The organism is Limosilactobacillus caviae (assembly GCF_014635905.1).
GTDB lineage: Bacteria > Bacillota > Bacilli > Lactobacillales > Lactobacillaceae > Limosilactobacillus > Limosilactobacillus caviae.
Genome location: NZ_BMDS01000003.1, coordinates 18,072 through 37,072, shown reverse-complemented (window position 1 = coordinate 37,072; position 19,001 = coordinate 18,072). Strand labels below are relative to the sequence as shown.

Sequence of the window (19,001 nt, the reverse complement as noted above, 5' to 3'; positions counted from 1 at the left end):
AATTTAAAGGAGGCGAAGTGCATTCAATTAATGCACACTTATATGAAAGTCTGTATTTTTTCTTCCTGTATAGTCGACCTGCTTTATCCAGATGTTGGTAAAGCAATGGTTGAATTATTACATCGGTTTGGCTGTGAAACTGTTTTCCCTGAAAAGCAAATTTGTTGTGGGCAGCCAACATATAACAGTGGCTATGACAAAGAAACAATTGCGACCTTTAAGAATCAACTTGACGCACTTCTAAGTATTGACGCTGATTATATCGTTGGTCCAACCGGTTCTTGTGTTGCCATGCTCCATGAATATAAGGATATCCTTAAAGATGACCCTGAATATGCTAAAAAGGCGCAGGTTCTTTATGATAAATCATTTGAACTCACCCAATTCATCTACCGGGTTCTTGGTATCCTTGATTGTGGAGCTGAACTAGATGATACGGCTACATTCCACCGTTCATGTCATATGACCCGGCTGCTCGGTGAACGAACTGCTCCCCTCGTACTCCTCGAACATGTTAAGGGGTTAAACCTTATCCCGCTTCATAATATCCAATTATGCTGTGGCTTTGGGGGAACTTTCTCAGCAAAGGAACCATTACTGTCAGAAGCAATGGTTGATGATAAGGCTAATAATGTGCTTAAGACAAAAGCACATATTTTAATTGGTTGTGAGCAGACCTGTTTAATGAATATCGGTGGCCGCATTAACCGTCGTAAAGAAGGCCAGCACATCAAAATTATGCATATTGCAGAAGTACTAAACCATAATGTTGATACTAGTCGGATTACCTATGTTAAAGATACCGACCACGTAATGGTTCCAGCAAACGGAAACGGGGTGTTTTAGATGGGAATAGCAACAAGTGATAAGCCATTTCTTGACCGGGTAAAAGAAGCTGAAGCCGATAAATTTATGCGGGCATCCGTTGCTAAAGCTCAGGATGCGCAATTTACTAAGCGAACTGAGGCTCGACGTCAATTAGGAAATTGGGAAGGCTGGCGTGATCTTTCTGCACAAATTCGGCAGCATGTTATTAAGCACCTTCCAGACTACCTTGAAGAGTTTAGTGAAAATGTCCAAAAAAACGGTGGACACATTTTCTTTGCTAAAGATGGTGACGAGGCCAGTGCATTTATTAAACAATTGGCAATCAAGAAAAAGGCTAAAAACGTTGTTAAGTCTAAGTCAATGGTAACAACTGAAATCGGTCTAGATAAAGAACTGTTGACTATCCCTGGCTTATCATTAATGGAGACCGACCTTGCGGAATTTATCCTCCAAGAAGACGATTGGGACGAGCCAACACATATTGTTTTCCCTACTCTCCATAAAAACCGTAACCAGATTCAAAAGGTTTTTGAAAAAATTGGTTATAAAGGCGACAATGTTCCAGAACACATGGCTAAATTTGTTCGTCACTACCTCCGTAACTACTTTATGAAAACAGACTTTGGAATTACTGGATGTAACTTTGCGATTGCCAACAACGGAATGATTAATCTTGTTACAAACGAAGGAAATGCCGATATCACAATGGCGATTCCCAAAACACAGGTTGTTGTCATGGGAATGGAACGAATCGTACCAAGCCTAAAAGAAGCGGAAACTCTTGATAATGTGCTTTGCCGTAGCGCGGTTGGGCAAAAACTGACTAGTTATTGCTCATTCTCAAAGGGTAAAGAAGCGGATGAAGCAGACGGTCCTGATGATTTTTATGTTGTAGTCGTTGATAACGGGCGTTGGCAAATGCTTAATACCGACTTTGAGCCAATGCTGCAATGTATTCGTTGTGGGTCTTGCTTAAATGTTTGTCCTGTTTACCGGCAAGTTGGCGGAAAAGGATATGGTTCAATCTATCCTGGACCAATGGGCGCTGTCCTTTCACCAATTTTAGGCGGCTACAAAGAATTCCAGGATTTACCATATGCATGTAGTCTTTGTGACGCCTGCACCGAAACCTGCCCAGTTAAGATTCCGCTTCAACAGCTAATTCGGAAACACCGGTATGTGGAAATGGATAAACTCCACCTTGACCATAGTATGACAAACACTATGCTTAAGGCAGTCGGTAAAGGTACTGCATCACCATTATTATTTAACGATGCAATGCGGTTTGCACATGTCGCCCTTGAACCATTTGGCAAAAAGACGACCCCTGAAGATATTAAAAACCTCTACCCTGAAGGCAAAATCAATCACTTGCCAGCAGTGGCACCAAAGCTTGCTCATGGGTGGGTAGATGTCCGTGATCTTGCTGTTCCGCCAAAGTACCATCAGAACTTCCGTCACTGGTACCATCACTATGCAGAAGAGGAGGAACACAACAATGACTGATTACCTAAAAGAAGCAAATAACCCGCAAAATCAAGAAGACTTCTTAAACCGAATCGCTGCAGCTGCTGACCGTCCTCGTCATACCCTCAAGGATGATCCATTAGTACCGGTTAATGACCTGCCAGAAACAACTCTTGCCGGAAAGACACAAGATGAGCTGCTTACAATCGCAAAAAAGAATAGCGAAAATGTCCATGTTAATTTTCAAGTAGTAAAAGCTGCTGATCTCGGAATTACTCTTAATAACTTTATTGCTGAAAAAGAAGTAAAGAGTTTAATGCTTCCATCATTTGACGAACAAAAGTGGAATGATTATTCACTTGGAAAATGGCAGGAAAGCCTTCAATTAGACCCTATTTACTACTGGGAACCTAGCCAAGGCCGTCAAAACATTGTTAATGCCAACGCTAGTGATGCTGCAATTGGATTTGCTGATTTCTTATTAGCTGAATCCGGTACGATTACTATTGCTACCTACCCCCAACAAGGGCGGATGTTCCACTTCCTGCCTACTCACTATCTAGCAATTATTCCTAAGAGTAAAATCTTACCACGGTCACGACAGGCAATGGATTACTACCAAAAGGCAATTCAAGAAGGAAGCTTAAAGACATCTAATATTAACTTTATTACCGGACCATCAAACTCTGGTGATATTGAAATGGTCTTGATTGTTGGTGTCCATGGTCCTCTTGATATGGAATATGTAGTTGTTGAAGATATGTAAACAAAAAAGCGGTTGGAAAATCCAATCGCTTTTTTGTTTTCAGAGACAAATCATATTATTTTTTAGCGCCTTTTTGCTTATCTTCTGCAGCTAACTTTGCGCCTAATTCTTTAATGTATTCACGTAATTCTTCTTTAACTTGTGGATGTTCTAATCCATATTCAATGTTGGTCTTAACCCAGCCAAACTTATTACCAACATCATAGCGATCGCCCTTGTACTCACGAGCAAAGACCCGTTGTGTTTGGTTTAAAGTATCAATAGCATCAGTTAATTGAATTTCGCCACCCTTGCCAGGCTTAGTCTTTGCCAATACATCAAAGATTTCTGGAGTAAAGACATACCGGCCAATAATAGCAAGGTCACTAGGAGCATCTTTAGGCGCAGGCTTTTCAACAAAGCTTGTTACATTGTATAAACCAGGAGTAACTTCCTTGCTTGGGTTAATCACACCGTACTTGGCAGTGTCTTCGTGAGGTACCCGCATAACGGCAAGTGTTGATGCCCCGGTTTGATTATAACTTTCAATTAATTGCTTGGTTAAAGCTTCATTTTTATTATTAATGTTATTAAGGTCATCACCAAGCATAACAACAAATGGTTCATCACCAATGAAATCACGGGCAGTTAAAACTGCATCCCCTAAACCGCGTGGGTGTGATTGCCGGATAAAGTAGATGTTAACATCAGTCGTTTCTTCAACCATCTTTAACATTTCGTCCTTGTGCTTTGAACGAAGGTTGTCTTCCAATTCTGGGTTGGAATCAAAGTGGTCTTCGATTGAGCGCTTGTTCTTTCCGTCAACAACAACAATATCTTCAATTCCTGATTTCCGAGCTTCTTCAACAATAAATTGAATTGTTGGCTTATCAACAATTGGTAACATTTCTTTTGCCAAAGCCTTTGTTGCAGGAAGAAAACGAGTTCCTAACCCCGCCGCAGGAATAATGGCTTTTCTAACACGTTTCATAATTGTAAAACCCTTTCCATGTTTTCAATTTCTCTCAATATCCATCCTTTAGCATTTTACCATACTTATTCGTTTTCTGACGTAAGATCTCGATCCATTAATTGAGAAATTGCTGTTTTAATGTCTTCACCCTCATACAAAACGTGGTAAAGAGCCTCTGTAATTGGCATTTGAACCTGTCGTTTACGACTCAATTCATAGGCAGCCTTAGTAGTATAAACTCCTTCAATAACCATTCCCATATTTGCAATGACATCTTGAAGGTTTTTGCCCTGGCCTAATTGGTAACCTGCCCGCCAGTTTCGTGAATTTTTACTTGTCGCAGTAACAACAAGGTCACCAACTCCAGATAGACCAATAAAAGTCATCGGATTAGCACCAAACGCAACCCCTAACCGGCGAATTTCAGCAAGTCCTCGGGTGATAAGAGCAGCTCGTGCATTATCATGGTAGCCAAGGCCCTGAATAGCACCGGCGCCAATTGCGATAATATTTTTCAAAGCTGCGCCAAATTCAGCGCCAATAACATCATCGTTAGTATAGACCCGGAAATAAGAATTACTAAACAGTTTTTGAGCCTGTTTAGCACTATTAATATCTTCACAAGCCGCTGTTACGGCAGTCATATCTTTAATTGCCACGTCTTCAGCATGACTTGGCCCAGAAAGGACAACAATTGCCTGCCTATTTTCTGGAGAAATATCTTCACTCAACATTTCAGAAGGACGCTTATAGGTATTTTGTTCGAGGCCTTTTGTTGCGTGAATAATTAATGGCTTTTGATGTAATTCCGTTAAAATCGTGTTTAACTTCTTAGCAACTTCTCGCAACCCCTTAGTAGGAATCACAATTAATACTACATTGGCCCCTTCAACAGCCGCCTTCATATCAGTTGTTGCTTTTAACTTTGCCGAATATACAAAATCCTTCATGTAGCGTGGATTTAGATGTTCGTTGTTCAGTTGTTCAACTTGTCCCTTATTTCTTGACCATAATATAACATTATGCCCATTTTCTGTAAGCATATTTGCTAAAACGCTACCCCACGAACCTGCGCCTAAAACAGCGATTTTTTCTGCCATAATTTTTCTCCTTAATTCAATCACTTAGTCTTTACTTATGCCGCTATCATACCATGGAATATTTTGTTGGCGACGACGAATTATCAATATTACTACTGCACTGATGAAAAACACTACCGAAAGCAATTGTGAGATACGAATATTACCAAGCATTAAGCTATCCGTCCGCATTCCTTCAATGATGAAGCGTCCAAATGCGTACCACATTACATAAGCCAAGAAAACCTCACCACGCCGAAATAAATGTTTTCGATGACGAAATAGCATTAATAGTACAAAGCCTGTCAAATCCCACAATGACTCGTACAGAAATGTTGGCATCCGATAGTGACCACCAATATACATCTGATTTATTATCCAATTTGGAAGATGCTGACTAACCAAATGAGCATACGTAGTAACCGCACCAAATGCTTCCTGATTCATAAAATTACCCCAACGCCCAATTCCTTGAGCCATGATAAGAGGCGGTGCAATTATGTCCATCATCAGCCAGCATGAAAGGTGACGGTAATAACAAAAAGCAAGTAATACCCCAAAGCCACCAAGGATTGCACCATAGATGGCAATTCCGCCATCCCAAATTGCAACAATTTCACTTGGGTGCTGAGAGTAATATCCCCACTGGAATACCACATAATATATTCGCGCACAGATTATTGCAACCGGGAGCGCCCATAAGAGGTAGTCATAAAAATCGTCTTCTGGGATTCCCTGCCGTTTTCCTTCACGAACAGCTAACAAGAGAGCAAGGACAACCCCAGTAGCGATAATGACCCCGTACCAATGAATAGTAAACGGTCCTCCTTGAAAGGCAATCGGATTTAAGGCCGCTTTAATTCCTAGGTTAATCATCTAGTTTGCCGACCCCTTATTATTCTTACTATCACGCTCTGAATTTTGTTTAATTAGCTGGTTGAGATTACGATCAAACGTTTCGGTAGCATCGTAGCCCATCGTCTCAGCCCGATAATTCATTGCCGCGGATTCGATAATAATTGCCAAATTACGACCAGTCTTAACCGGCACAGAAACCTTGGGGACAATAACTCCTTGAATTGTTTGCGTATCACCCCGGTCACCAAGCCGGTCAAATTGTACATCGGGCGTCCAAGTCTCAAGATGAACAATTAAACTAATTTGGTCTGAAGGCATAATTGCCCCTGTTCCATAAAGAGTCGAAACATCAATGATTCCAATTCCACGGATTTCCATTAAATGTTTTAAGATTTGCGGAGCAGTACCGACTAATGTCTGTTCATCACGAGCATAAACCTCAACCCGGTCATCGGCAATCAACCGGTGTCCACGCCGAACAAGTTCAAGTGCGGTTTCACTCTTTCCCACACCGGAATCACCTGTAATGAGCACACCAACCCCGCTAATATCAACTAACACACCATGGAGTGATTTTCGTGGTGCCAACCGCTCCAATAAATAGGAGGTCATGTTACTTAAGATCTGTGAAGAAGTTAAGTGCGTTCCTAAAATAGGAATTTTTGCATCTTCAGCCGCCTTCTTTAGCTCTTTGGGAATTGGCAAATTAGTTGATATGACAAAACATGGCGTTTGCGGCATACACATCTTTGTCATATATTCTTCACGCTGCTCATGAGTTAAGTCCTTAGCAAATGAAGTTTCCGTAATTCCTAATAACTGAATACGCACTGCTGGATAGTGCTTAAAATATCCGGCAAATTCCAGAGCTGGTCGTGAAATATCACTAGTTGTTATTTTTCGTTGCAGGTAATCTTCACCCTGTAAAACTTTTAATCGAACTTTGTCAACTAATTCTTGAACCGTCACGCTGTTTGGCATTTTTCTCCACTCCTTTACAATCTTTCCTCGTGACTCGTAATAACTGTATTAAAGATTGCCATAATAATTGCAATCAGCATTGCAGCACCGAATGACGAAAAATGAAAGTTTGCTGGTCCGACAAGTAATGATGTCAGCTGCAACATTATTCCATTAATTACAACACTAAAAAGGCCGAGGGTCAAAATATTGATCGGCAACGATAATATCACAAGGATCGGCTTTATTGAGACATTTAATATCGCCAAAATAAAACTTGCTAAAGGTGCAATCCAAGCACTTGTGATATAAAACATCCCTGTTCCAGCAAATAAACCGGCAAGGGCAATAAAAAGAATTGTATCAATCAATACTCGTTTCCAAAATTTCATTATGATCTTCCGTTTCTTTTAATGTCTTTTTCCTCAACGTCTGTTAATGTCCGTCGAGAACGTTGTTGTGACTGCTGAGATTTCCCTTGTGATTCGCTAAATGACTTTATAAAACTTAGCAAATCCGGGTTCTGCGGATCAGCGGGCATAATTATCACTAAAATTAGATAAATGATAATTCCAGGAACAAAACCGGTAAAGATAGTTAGTAAAACATATAAAATTCTTAAAATATTCGGTTGAATCCTAAAGTATTTACCGATTCCTCCAAATACACCAGCGACCATCCGATCTGATCCTGAGCGCGTTAATCTTTTATGTTGACTTTCACGCATTTCACTCACTTCCCTTCTAGCAGGACGTTGTACCTACTGTGGATTCTTTTGACTAAGTTTCCATTGCAAGAAAGCATCGATAAACGGATCGAGGTCACCGTCCATTACCGCTTGTCCATTATGGGTCTCATATCCGCTACGATTATCTTTAACTAAAGTATACGGATGAAAAACGTACGAACGTATTTGTGATCCCCAACCAATATCAAGCTGTTCACCTTCAATTTCAGCCCGTTTCTTTGCCTTCTTTTCCTCTTCCAACTCGTATAATTTTGATTTTAACATGTTCATCGCTGTTACACGGTTCTGTAATTGTGACCGCTCAGCTTGTGAAGAGGTTACAATCCCAGTTGGAATATGGGTAATTCGGACGGCAGATTCTGTCTTATTGATATGCTGTCCTCCAGCCCCGCTTGACCGGAATGTATCAACTCGTAAGTCAGATGGATCAATATCAACTTCAACACTATCATCCAGTTCTGGCATTACGTCCACAGATGCGAATGAGGTATGACGACGGCCGGCTGCATCAAACGGTGAGATACGAACAAGACGGTGGACCCCCTTTTCACTACGAAGGTAACCAAAAGCATTGTGTCCTTTCACTAAAAGCGTGACACTTTTAATTCCAGCCTCATCGCCCGCTTCATAACTTGCCGTCTCAACTGTAAAGCCATGCTGCTCACCCCAGCGGACATACATCCGTAAAAGCATTTCACCCCAGTCTTGCGCTTCTGTTCCTCCTGCACCAGGATGAATTTCAAGAATAGCATTTTTGGCATCATATTCACCATCAAGTAACTGGGTTAAACGATACTGTTCTAACGATTTTTGCGTTTTTGCAAAGGATGATTCAAACTCAGCTTGTAAATCAGCATCTGGTTCAACTGTTAATAATTCAATTGATGTTTCTAAATCACTAATTTGATCACGCAGGTTAATAAAAGTATCCCGCTTATCTTTTAAAGAATTATTTTCAGCAATAACTTTTTGGGCCTTTTCGTTATCGTTCCAGAAATCAGGCTGAGCCATTTCCTGTTCAATTTCAGCAATGCGTTCATCTAACGCGTCAAGGTCAAAGAGACCTCCCGAAGTGCGTAACTTCTTTTTGCATTGATTCTACTTGTTTTTTTGCTTCACTTAATTCCACAATCAAACCTCCGTTATACAACAATACGGCAGCGGTACCGCCATGGGTTACCTTACTGCCGTACCTAGTAGTAATTTAAATAATTATCGTGTTACATTTTGTCGAATTTCAGACTTCATGAAGAGCCGTGTTGTCTCGTATTCAATATCAGCAATCATCTGCTCAAACATATGGTATCCAGCTGTCTGGTATTCAACCAACGGATTTAATTGTCCATAGCCCCGCAACCCAACAGATTGCCGGAATTGATCCATTACATCAATGTGATCAGTCCAATGAGAGTCAACAACCCGTAAGATAACAACCTTTTCAAATTCAAGCATTTGTGCTGGATCATAAAGCTGCTTTTGCTTTTCTTTATAGACTCCTTCTGCAAATGTCATCAAGTAATCAACCATTTCTGCAGGTGATTTGCCTTCAAGGTCCTTTACAGTAATAGTATCCGGCTTGATTAAGACTTCTTCAGCAAAGTCAACTATTCCTTGCAAGTCCCAATCTTTTTTGTCACCAAGAGTATGTTGATCAACTTCACGCTGAATCGTCCGCTTAAATATCGGCATCAAGACCCACTTCAATGACTTATCTTCTGTAATAATTTGTTGACGCTCTTTATAGATGATTTCACGCTGTTCACGCATTACATCATCATATTGCAAAACGTTTTTCCGTGAGTCATAGTTGTTACCTTCAACCCGTTTTTGCGCTGATTCAACCTGGTGAGTTAAGAAACGACTCTTAATAACAGCGTCGTCATCATTAACCTTCATTCGTTCCAAGAAGGCCTTAATCCGGTCACCACCGAATCGCTTCATCAAGTCATCTTCTAGGGATAAGTAGAACTGTGATAAACCTGGATCCCCTTGACGTCCAGAACGTCCACGAAGCTGATTATCAATCCGTCGTGACTCATGTCGTTCAGTCCCAATAACTGCAAGTCCGCCAATCTCACGGACACCAGGGCCTAATTTAATATCGGTTCCCCGTCCAGCCATGTTGGTGGCGATAGTTACGGCACCTTTTTGACCGGCATTTTTAACGATTTCAGCTTCTTTAGCGTGGTTCTTGGCATTTAAAACAACGTGCGGAATGTTTTCCTTATCTAAAAGGTGTGATAGATATTCAGAAGTCTCAACAGCAACTGTTCCGACCAAGATTGGCTGCCCCTTGGCATGAAGCTTCTTAATCCGATCAACAACCGCTGCAAACTTACTTTGGAGTGTTGGGTAAAGTAAATCCGGTTCATCTTTTCGTTGAACTGGTCGGTTTGTTGGAATTGTGATTGTTTCCATGTTGTAAATTTCACGGAATTCTTCTTGCTCAGTCTTAGCAGTACCAGTCATCCCCGAGAGTTTGTTGTACATCCGGAATAGGTTCTGATACGTGATGTTAGCCATTGTCTTATTTTCTTCTTGAATCTCTACGCCTTCCTTAGCTTCAATAGCCTGGTGAAGACCATCTGAGAAACGCCGACCTTCCATTACCCGGCCAGTAAAGGAATCAACAATCAATACTTCACCATCTTGAACAACATAATCCTTATCCAAGAACATAATGTAGTTGGCTCGTAAAGCCTGATCTAAGTGGTGAGTCAGTGCTGTATTTTCAGGATCATAAAGGTTTCTTAAGTTGAAGTATTTCTCAGCCTTTTTAATTCCTTCATCAGTTAACGAAACTGTCTTTGATTCAAGATCGACTTTATAATCAACGTCTTTCTTTAATTGCTTAACAAAACGATCCGTTTGCTTATACAATTTTGAAGTTCCGGTTCCGGGTCCTGAAATGATCAATGGTGTCCGTGCTTCATCAATCAAGATTGAATCCACCTCATCAACTAGGGCATAGTTTAGACCACGTTGAACCTGGTCCTCTTTATAAACGGCCATATTATCACGAAGGTAGTCAAAACCAATCTCACTGTTGGTCGAGTACATAATATCCGCTTTGTATGCTTCCCGCTTTTGGTCAGGACTCATTTCAGAATTATTAACACCAACAGAACAACCAAGCCAATTGTAAAGCTGTCCCATTTCGGTAGCGTCCCGTTTAGATAAGTATTCATTAACCGTAATAACATGCACACCCTTACCGGAAATGGCATTAAGATATACCGGCATTGTGGCGGTTAAAGTCTTACCTTCACCAGTCCGCATTTCGGCAATGTTACCTTCGTGAAGAACAATCCCACCCATAATTTGAACGTGGAATGGGTATAAACCAAGAACCCGCTTGGCTCCTTCCCGAGAAACTGCAAATGCTTCTGGCAACATATGATCTAGGGATTCACCCTTTTTATAACGTTCCCGAAATTCGTCAGTTTTTGCTTGAAGCTGCTCATCAGTCAATTCAGATATCTGTTTAGCATAACTCTCTACTTTATTTGCTATTTTATTAATTCGCCGTAATTCTCGACGATCGCTTTCAATCCATTTTTTTAGAATATTGGCCATAAAAGCGTCCTTCCTACTTTCTGGCTTAAGTCCAAAATTAATAAAAAAGTACTACTCAAGCCAATTATATTTTTTATTCTAACCATAATATTTTACCACGTTCAACACATAAATAAAAATTATTGGCATAAATGTTTAAGATTAAGATAGCGGTCCTTTTCTGCGATATAAAAAGCGCCAATGATTTCTCATCCGCGCTCCTAGTAAGTATTTGGCATTGACTATTCCGCTTCAATTAAGCCATAGCGACCATCGTTACGACGGTAAACAATGCTTGTGCCATTTGTTTCAGCATCTTGGAAGATAAAGAAATCATGTCCAAGCATATCCATTTGAAGTACAGCTTCTTCAGGATCCATTGGCTTCAATGAAACTTGCTTTGTCCGTACAATCTTTAATTCATCATCATGACTTTCTGCACTGTCATTATCAGATGGAATAAATTCAAGGTTCTTTAAGCCCTTTTCACGTGACTTACGGTTAACCTTTGTCTTGTACTTCCGAATTTGCCGTTCAAGCTTATCTGTAACTAAATCAATGCTTCCGTACATATCATTAGAAGTCTCTTCTGCCCGTAACGTTAAGTATGGAAGCGGAATAGTAACTTCCACTTTGTACGTCCGGTTTGGATAAACTTTTAAGTTCACGTGGGCGGTAGCTTCAACGCTATCTTCAAAGAACTTTTGAAGCTTACTGATTCGTTTTACCACATAATCACGAATTGACTCAGTAACTTCGACATTTTCACCACGAATATTGAACTTTAACATTGTACTTCTCTCCTTTCAGCCAAGCATCTGCTTGATCTGATATCAGAAGGACCACTCTTCTCATATCCTATCTTTATTATAGATTAGTTCTTGTTAATTAACAAACTTTATTAATATATCTTAAAAAGAATTTAACGTGCTAATGAAACGCTACCAATCCATTGGCTGCCCGCTTGCTTAAGGAGGCTTGCCGCATGGTACAAAGTCCGTCCGGTCGTGTAAACATCATCAACCAACAACACTCTTTTATTAACAACTTTTTCTGGTGAAATCAAGCCAAATGGTTGTGCTGTTTTTAAACGCTCTTTTCTGCTTTTGCTGGATTGGGTGTCCTTATCTTCTACGATAACTTGTAAAACGGTCTGATACTGAACTTCTCGCAATAGACCAACTACCTGATTAAAGCCCCGTGTTTGCATTGTTGCAGTCGCTACTGGGATCGGCACAATAATATCTGCTTTGCTTTGGTTAACCACCCTGCTAAATTCTCGTTGAAATACTAACCGCAAACGATAATCACCATTAAATTTATACCGCTGCATATAATTTTTCATCGCATCATTATAGTGATAAAGTCCGCGATGACATAAATGCCAGCCATAGAGTTGTTGCCAACGCTGGCATTCTTTACACAACTGCGGCCGGCCTTCTGCTTTCCCATTACCGCATCCCTTACATTGATTATCACTATCCCAATGAGTAAAAGTGTTTTTACAAGAATCACAAATTACAGGTGTGGGAATCTCGTCAAAGCTAAAAATATCTTTCAGCGTTATCTGATACGGTATTTCTCTACTACACAAAAGACAGCTCATTTTTCAACTTTTGTCCCTTTTTATTTAAGTAATTTACTTGGCGGACCGCCTGTTTGACACGGTGACTATTACTATTAACCCAAAAAATAACGGTTCCATCTGGGCGGCTTTTTGCTCGACCGGCACGTCCAGCAATCTGGACCAATGCAGATGAGGAAAAAACCGGATCATCTGCCCCTAATACATATACATCAATTTCCGGGAAGGTTACGCCGCGTTCAAGGATAGAAGTTGTAATCAAAAAATCATATTCACCATCCCTCATTTTTTGTACTTTAAGTAATCTTTCCGAATCATTAGCATGGACAGTTGCAAACCGTTGCTCCGCGAATGAATGTCGAATTGCTAATTCAACACTTTTTAAATCGGTGACGTGCGGAATAAAAAGCAAAAAGCGGTGGTGACTTTCTAATGACCTTTGCAATTGACGAATAACCGCAGGAGGAAGGCAATCCTTTTTCAAGTACTTACGCCATTCAAACATTAACCTGACAATTATTCGGGGCAACAAGTATCCATGGTATCGTAGAGGCAGGTAGCTGACTGTAAGCCGCTGCCGTTTAATCTCCCGCAATAAAACATCACCCGGCGTTGCAGTCAGGTAAAGACAACCACCATTTTCTTTTAATGATTGCCTTGTTGCATATAGTAATGCATCGTTTGCCGCATAGGGAAAGGCATCAACTTCATCAATAATTAAATTATCAAACGCATGGTAAAACTTCAGCAATTGATGCGTTGTACAAACTGTTACCTGGGCATAATGATATGGCAATTCTTGACGACCATGCAAAAGGGCAATATCACAATTAGCAAAAGCAGCTTTCAACCGCGGAAATAATTCTAGGCACACATCTACCCGTGGTGACGCAATCCCAATCCGCTCACCTCGTTCAATAGCAGCTGCAATCCCCGCAAACATCATTTCTGTTTTACCTGCTCCCGTTACCGCCCATAGTAGCTGGTGCAAATGGGCGGTCATTCCTCGACAAACTTTTTCGGAAACCCTTTGTTGTAAGGCCGATAGTTTCCCGCTCCATGTTAAAACCGGATAGTTTATCTTAAATTGATTTGGCTCTGGAACATGATAAAATCTAGTTAATGTTGAAACACGGCCGAGGTTAATACAATGCGGACAATAATACTCATTCTCTGGTAACGCTGCCTTCATTTTAGGTGTTATATGATTGCAACGGTAACATCTAATGGTATTGGCCCCGATCTCAATAGTAGGAAACGTCTGTACTCCAGCCGGCACTTGTCCTACTCGACGTTCTAAAATACGGCGGCCATAATAATCGCTTAAATCCATCTAATCCCTCCCTATAGTTATATATACGTAAAAAATTCAAAATAACATGAAGGAAGTTTAAAATGACAGAACCATACCTTACAATTGCTAAAAACACTTCATATGAACAGGTAATCAAAAAATCTAGGTTTATATGTACTATCGCTCGTATCTCATCGGAAGAAGACGCTCAAGCTATCATCGCTAGCGTTCAAGCAGCAAATAAAAAGGCAAATCATAATTGTTATGCCTACATGCTCGGTGATAATGACCAAATTCAACGCGAAAGTGATAATGGTGAGCCAAGCGGTACTGCTGGTGTACCAATGCTCGAATCCCTTAAGCTAGCCAAAATTCATGACGTTGTAGCAGTCGTTACGCGCTATTTTGGTGGGATTAAACTCGGTGCTGGCGGCCTAATTCGGGCTTATAGCAACACTACTACTGGAGCAATCCATCAAGCCGGCCTTATTCAACGGGTCAAACAGGCAACTCTCAAAATAACAGTATCTTATTCCCAGCACGATCCCCTTTTATACTACTTAAAAGAAAACCAACTTGAAGTAGCTGGTGAAGAATATGGCGTAAATGTTGTTACCAGCATTTATGTTAACGAAGACGAGCTAACAATGGTCAAGAAAAGTCTGACTGATCGTTTTAATGACCAATTACAAATTACCGAAGGACCGCACCGCTTTAATGAAATTCCATATACAAAATAGAAGGTCATTACGCTCAAGCAATTTACTCTTGAGTTCTAATGAACCTTTTATTTTTAATTATTTAACTGATCGATAATAGCTTACCCAAACAATTATTGCGAAAACGGTTAATAGGATAAATGCATGTTGTGTTCCTATCGCTGTTGCAATATTACGGTTAACATGCAAGTTAGCCTGACTGCTTGCAACAATCATCGCGACAACGGAAGTACCAATTGCACCAGCAAACTGTTGCAACGTATTTAAAATTGCGTTTCCTTGTGGTACATTTTCTTTTCCAATTACCGTTAATGCATTGGTCATTACACTCCCCATACACATTCCCATGCCAGCCATATAAAGGATATATATACAGGCAATAACAATATTGCTCAAATGACGAGCCATTAGGGTAAAAATTACCAATGATATTAAGCATAGGGTGATTCCAAATATAATCGGCCGGCGAGCACCGAAACGATCTAAAATCTGCCCGCCTAATGGTGCAAATACTGCCCCAGCAAATCCAGCGGGTAAAACAACCAGTCCTGCAACCATCGCTGTATTTCCATTTACTAATTGAATATAATTAGGCAATAAAAATGCAAAGCCAAGCGAAATTATCTGAGTTAAGAAGAAGCCGATCACATGTCCAGTAAATAAGTGATTTGTAAATAACCGTAATTGTAAGATCGGCTGACTAATCGTGAGGGAACGCCAGCTCAAGCCAATCATTCCTAATGCACCAATTAAAAGCGCACCACCAACCTTAATGCTAATAAAGTTCTGACTACCAAGATTGCTAAATCCTGTTACCAAACCGGTGAATAAACAAATAATCATTAGCATACTAAACAAGTCCACCCGCTGTCGGTTAATAACTGACTTTTGCACAACCCCCCATTCTCCTAAAATAAGCGAGAGGAACAATAATGGGAGTAACAAATAAAAGACCCACCGCCAATTAAGCTGACTGGCAACAATTCCGCCAAATGTTGGTCCGATAGCAGGGGCAATCCCAGTAATAAGGTTACCGATTCCCATCATAAGGCCAACTTTCTTTTGTGGTACCTGCTCCATAATAATATTAAACATCAGTGGTAGTGCAATTCCGGTTCCAATTCCCTGAATTGCCCGTCCCAATAGCAACAGACTAAAGGTCGGTGCAAAGGCATCAATAACAACCCCAGTAATAAATAAAAGATTTGCAGTCGTAAACAATGTTTTTGTTCTAACTGAACTTTTTAAGATTGCCGATAACGGTACAATAATTGCCACCAATAACAAGTATATTGAAGTCATCCACTGGACTGTATTGGTTGTAATCGCAAACTCCCGCATCAAAATCGGAAATGTAATATTCATCGCGGTTTCAACAATTACCCCGCAAAATGACATTAACCCCGTAGCAATAATCGCAGCAACTACTTTTGTTGGTATTTTTTCGTCATCCATTTAACCGCTCACTAACCTCCCGTAAAAATTGCTTAATTTTCTTAATACTGTCTCCATCAAGACCATCAATTAAACGTATTTCACTTTGCTCAATATAATCATTTACAATTGGGATCAGCTTTTCCCCGCTACTGGTTAACGAAACTAACTTGGATTGCTGGTTTGTCGGTGAAGTTTGTCTTGTAACTAGGCCTTTTTTCTCCATCCGTTGTAGCAGAACAGTAGTTGTCGATCTTTTGATGTCAAATTCCCTTTCAATTTCCCGCTGAGCACAAGTATTTCCCGGGAAATGGTCTAAAAAATTAATAACTGACATTTGTGTACCCGTTAATCTATACTGTTGTGCAAATGCGTTCATTCGTTGATTTATCGTATTGTTAGCTTGCTTTATTAAGCGTCCCATTAACATACTCTTTCGCTCCTTATCAGCCTTGTTAGTCGACTAACATAAATTGTAAAGCACTTCTAATCCCTGGTCAATACCAAGTAAGGTCCCAACCACAAAAATGGCCTCTGAAGTCCGATAATACCGAACTTTAGAGGCCTAATTGTACTCGTGGAGGACAGTGCCATGCCCCCACGTTGATTCTATTCTATTTAGTTATGCCAATATTATCTCAGCAATATCAAGGATAACGATAATTCCAAGAATACTGCTTAAAAGCAATAAGATCTTCCTCGTATGCTGGTCATGCGCTTGCAGTTTTTGCCAATTCATCCCTGTATATGCAACTAAGATAAAGATACAGCCAATAATGCCATATATTCCAGAGTGAAAGCCACGATTATCAATAGAGTAGCTTGCTGCCATGAAAAGGCCGGCTGCAAATAGAAATCCCCATAAAATCTGTTTCTTATTCATTAAATCAGTACTTTCTCTTTCAAATCACTATTCTTGAAGATGGTAGTTATAACTGGCAACAATAATATTTTCCCGGGAATTTAATAATGCGCGCAGACGAACACTCGTCTGGTTATGCAATGCTAACTGCCATGGGTGCTTAGGGATAAACTGCGGCACGAGGACAGTGGTAGAATAATTTCTTGCCTCGGCTCGTTTAGCAATTACATCCACAAACCGTAATGTTGGTTTAGCAATTGACCGATATGAAGAATGAATATCTACGAAACGGACATCTGGATATTCTGCCTTAAATTCATTTGCCGTCTTATGTTCCTTCCCCGGATTCTCATCAAAGGAAACGTGCATTGCAATGACATAATCACCGATTGACCGTGCATAGTTAATTGCACCACGCGTTACCCGCGTCACGTTACCAACTAGCACAATGACCGTTGCACCATCATAATCGTGCAATTGAACTTTTGTCTTTTCAGCCACTCGTAACTGCGCAGCCACCTTTACATAGTGACGGTGAACAGCATGGAACATCCAAAGAAGAAGCGGCATGATAATTAGGTATGGCCAAACATTTGCAAAGTGCTGCCAAAAAAGGCAAACAACAAGAACAAAGGAAATCAATGCTCCAACTAAGTTAATGAATGCTTTTCCTAGCCAGAATCCTTCCCGTTCTCGGAACCAATGGATAATCATTCCTGATTGTGACAACGTAAATGGAACAAATACCCCAACAGCATATAATGGGATTAACATATTAGTTTGACCATGGAAAATCAAGATTAGGATAATTGCCCCAACGGCTAATGAAATAATTCCATTAGAGTAGCCTAACCGGTCTCCCCGATCCATAAATGCATGTGGCATGTACTTATCCTTCGCCATATTAAAAGCAAGAATTGGGAAAGCAGAGAACCCAGTATTAGCAGCCACAGCTAAAATCATCGCTGTTGAAAGCTGTAAAAGATAAAAGCCTAAGCCATGTCCACCAAAAATCTGGGCAGCCATCTGTGAGAGAATTGTCGTCCGTGAGTTTGGTACTACACCAAGATAAAAGCTAAAGAAGATAACTGCGATAAAGAAGAAGGCTAAGATAGCACTCATAATTGCTAACGTTGTCGACGCATTTTTCTCTTTTGGCTTATTAAAGTTTGGAACGGCATTACTTACTGCTTCAACCCCAGTCAACGATGAAGAACCCGCTGAAAAAGCCCGAATCAGTAAGACAAATGACATTCCAGAAACAGGGGTACCGTAATCAACAATTGCCCGATAATGAATATGACCGGTCACAATATTGTATCCACCCCAAATTACCATAATAATCATCATGATAACGAAGAAGTAAACAGGAATAGTTAAAAAGTTTGCACTCTCACTCATTCCCCGTAAGTTCATAAACATAATTAATAAGACAATGATAATTCCAAGGGGAATCGAAAATTTGTATAATGCTGGAATTGCTGAAGTAATAGCTTCAACTCCTGATGTCGTTGAAACGGCAACCGTCAGCATATAATCAACTAATAATGAACCACCAGCAAATAATCCCCCGTTACTTCCCCAGTTACGAGTAGCAACCACATAGGCGCCTCCACCACTAGGATAAGCATGAATGATTTGCTGATATGATAACGTGATTGCTAACAGGAGGATCAGCACAATTGCCGCAATTGGAATCGAATACCAAATTGCCGCTGCAGATAATGTTACCAGAACAGTCGTAATTTGTTCCGGCCCATATGCAACTGACGATATCGCGTCAGATGAAAGCATTGCTAATGCCTTAAATTTGGTTAAGTGTGTCTGCCCTTCATCAAGGGTCTTTAACGGTTTCCCGATTAAAACACGTTTCAAATAGCGCCACATACTATTT

General features: G+C 40.4%; 19 protein-coding genes. 4 read left to right on the top strand and 15 right to left on the bottom strand.

Annotation, left to right across the window (positions count from 1 at the left end):
- The first annotated feature begins 42 nt into the window (after nucleotides 1–42).
- Genes IEU90_RS05000 through IEU90_RS04990 form a run of 3 tightly spaced genes read left to right on the top strand, consistent with a single transcriptional unit; the run spans nucleotide 43 to nucleotide 3,061 of the window.
- Entirely contained in the window at nucleotides 43–846 is an 804-nt protein-coding gene (locus IEU90_RS05000) for a (Fe-S)-binding protein (RefSeq protein ID WP_182599214.1), read from the top strand.
- Entirely contained in the window at nucleotides 847–2,334 is a 1,488-nt protein-coding gene (locus tag IEU90_RS04995) for a LutB/LldF family L-lactate oxidation iron-sulfur protein (RefSeq protein WP_153710074.1), read from the top strand.
- The gene (locus IEU90_RS04990) at nucleotides 2,327–3,061 is read left to right on the top strand and encodes a LutC/YkgG family protein (RefSeq protein WP_153710073.1); all 735 of its coding nucleotides are present in this window, start codon (nucleotides 2,327–2,329) and stop codon (nucleotides 3,059–3,061) included. Before IEU90_RS04995 ends, IEU90_RS04990 begins: the two co-directional genes overlap by 8 nt.
- A 55-nt stretch (nucleotides 3,062–3,116) precedes the next feature.
- Here the strand turns inward: IEU90_RS04990 and galU are convergent, their stop codons facing one another.
- The 11 genes from galU to IEU90_RS04935 all read right to left on the bottom strand — a co-directional run bounded on the left by galU (nucleotide 3,117) and on the right by IEU90_RS04935 (nucleotide 14,131).
- The gene (gene galU, locus IEU90_RS04985; protein WP_153710072.1) at nucleotides 3,117–4,031 is read right to left on the bottom strand and encodes a UTP--glucose-1-phosphate uridylyltransferase GalU; all 915 of its coding nucleotides are present in this window, start codon (nucleotides 4,029–4,031) and stop codon (nucleotides 3,117–3,119) included.
- Nucleotides 4,032–4,096: 65 nt separating this feature from the next.
- A complete protein-coding gene (locus tag IEU90_RS04980; protein WP_153710071.1) occupies nucleotides 4,097–5,113 on the bottom strand; it encodes an NAD(P)H-dependent glycerol-3-phosphate dehydrogenase in 1,017 nt (338 codons plus the stop codon).
- A 24-nt stretch (nucleotides 5,114–5,137) separates the two neighbouring features.
- Nucleotides 5,138–5,968: a prolipoprotein diacylglyceryl transferase gene (gene lgt, locus IEU90_RS04975; protein ID WP_153710070.1), complete on the bottom strand. Its 831-nt coding sequence runs from the start codon at nucleotides 5,966–5,968 to the stop codon at nucleotides 5,138–5,140.
- Nucleotides 5,969–6,931, bottom strand: coding sequence for an HPr(Ser) kinase/phosphatase (gene hprK, locus IEU90_RS04970; RefSeq protein WP_153710069.1), 963 nt, complete (start codon nucleotides 6,929–6,931; stop codon nucleotides 5,969–5,971). It abuts the gene before it with no gap.
- A gap of 14 nt (nucleotides 6,932–6,945) precedes the next feature.
- Nucleotides 6,946–7,302, bottom strand: a complete 357-nt coding sequence (locus IEU90_RS04965) for a phage holin family protein (RefSeq protein WP_153710068.1) — start codon at nucleotides 7,300–7,302, stop codon at nucleotides 6,946–6,948.
- Nucleotides 7,302–7,637, bottom strand: coding sequence for a PspC domain-containing protein (locus IEU90_RS04960; RefSeq protein ID WP_153710067.1), 336 nt, complete (start codon nucleotides 7,635–7,637; stop codon nucleotides 7,302–7,304). Before IEU90_RS04960 ends, IEU90_RS04965 begins: the two co-directional genes overlap by 1 nt.
- A 33-nt stretch (nucleotides 7,638–7,670) precedes the next feature.
- Nucleotides 7,671–8,787, bottom strand: a protein-coding gene (prfB, locus tag IEU90_RS04955) for a peptide chain release factor 2 (protein ID WP_188357816.1) whose coding sequence is annotated in 2 segments (ribosomal slippage) — nucleotides 7,671–8,714 and nucleotides 8,716–8,787 — 1,116 coding nt in all. Because the reading frame shifts where the segments join, the coding sequence is not laid out codon by codon here.
- Between the two features lie 83 nt (nucleotides 8,788–8,870).
- Nucleotides 8,871–11,234: a preprotein translocase subunit SecA gene (gene secA, locus IEU90_RS04950; RefSeq protein ID WP_188357815.1), complete on the bottom strand. Its 2,364-nt coding sequence runs from the start codon at nucleotides 11,232–11,234 to the stop codon at nucleotides 8,871–8,873.
- 221 nt (nucleotides 11,235–11,455) lie between these two features.
- On the bottom strand, nucleotides 11,456–12,004 hold the full coding sequence (hpf, locus tag IEU90_RS04945; RefSeq protein WP_153710064.1) for a ribosome hibernation-promoting factor, HPF/YfiA family: 549 nt from the start codon (nucleotides 12,002–12,004) through the stop codon (nucleotides 11,456–11,458).
- A 131-nt stretch (nucleotides 12,005–12,135) separates the two neighbouring features.
- On the bottom strand, nucleotides 12,136–12,639 hold the full coding sequence (locus IEU90_RS04940; RefSeq protein WP_225431291.1) for a ComF family protein: 504 nt from the start codon (nucleotides 12,637–12,639) through the stop codon (nucleotides 12,136–12,138).
- 160 nt (nucleotides 12,640–12,799) lie between these two features.
- Nucleotides 12,800–14,131: an ATP-dependent helicase ComFA gene (locus tag IEU90_RS04935; RefSeq protein WP_153710062.1), complete on the bottom strand. Its 1,332-nt coding sequence runs from the start codon at nucleotides 14,129–14,131 to the stop codon at nucleotides 12,800–12,802.
- Nucleotides 14,132–14,193: 62 nt separating this feature from the next.
- Here IEU90_RS04935 and IEU90_RS04930 point away from each other — a divergent pair, with 62 nt between their 5' ends.
- Nucleotides 14,194–14,832, top strand: a complete 639-nt coding sequence (locus tag IEU90_RS04930) for a YigZ family protein (RefSeq protein WP_153710061.1) — start codon at nucleotides 14,194–14,196, stop codon at nucleotides 14,830–14,832.
- Between the two features lie 57 nt (nucleotides 14,833–14,889).
- On the opposite strand, the gene IEU90_RS04925 is transcribed toward IEU90_RS04930, so the two are convergent.
- The 4 genes from IEU90_RS04925 to kimA form a co-directional block, all read right to left on the bottom strand.
- Nucleotides 14,890–16,266: an MFS transporter gene (locus tag IEU90_RS04925; protein WP_153710060.1), complete on the bottom strand. Its 1,377-nt coding sequence runs from the start codon at nucleotides 16,264–16,266 to the stop codon at nucleotides 14,890–14,892.
- Nucleotides 16,259–16,669 carry a MarR family winged helix-turn-helix transcriptional regulator gene (locus tag IEU90_RS04920; RefSeq protein WP_229723595.1) on the bottom strand — a complete coding sequence of 137 codons (411 nt, stop codon included), beginning with the start codon at nucleotides 16,667–16,669 and terminating at the stop codon, nucleotides 16,259–16,261. Before IEU90_RS04920 ends, IEU90_RS04925 begins: the two co-directional genes overlap by 8 nt.
- A 198-nt stretch (nucleotides 16,670–16,867) precedes the next feature.
- Nucleotides 16,868–17,128, bottom strand: a complete 261-nt coding sequence (locus IEU90_RS04915; RefSeq protein ID WP_153710058.1) for a hypothetical protein — start codon at nucleotides 17,126–17,128, stop codon at nucleotides 16,868–16,870.
- A 27-nt stretch (nucleotides 17,129–17,155) separates the two neighbouring features.
- Complete coding sequence (kimA, locus tag IEU90_RS04910) at nucleotides 17,156–18,994, bottom strand: potassium transporter KimA (RefSeq protein WP_153710057.1); 1,839 nt, start codon at nucleotides 18,992–18,994, stop codon at nucleotides 17,156–17,158.
- Nucleotides 18,995–19,001: the final 7 nt, after the last annotated feature.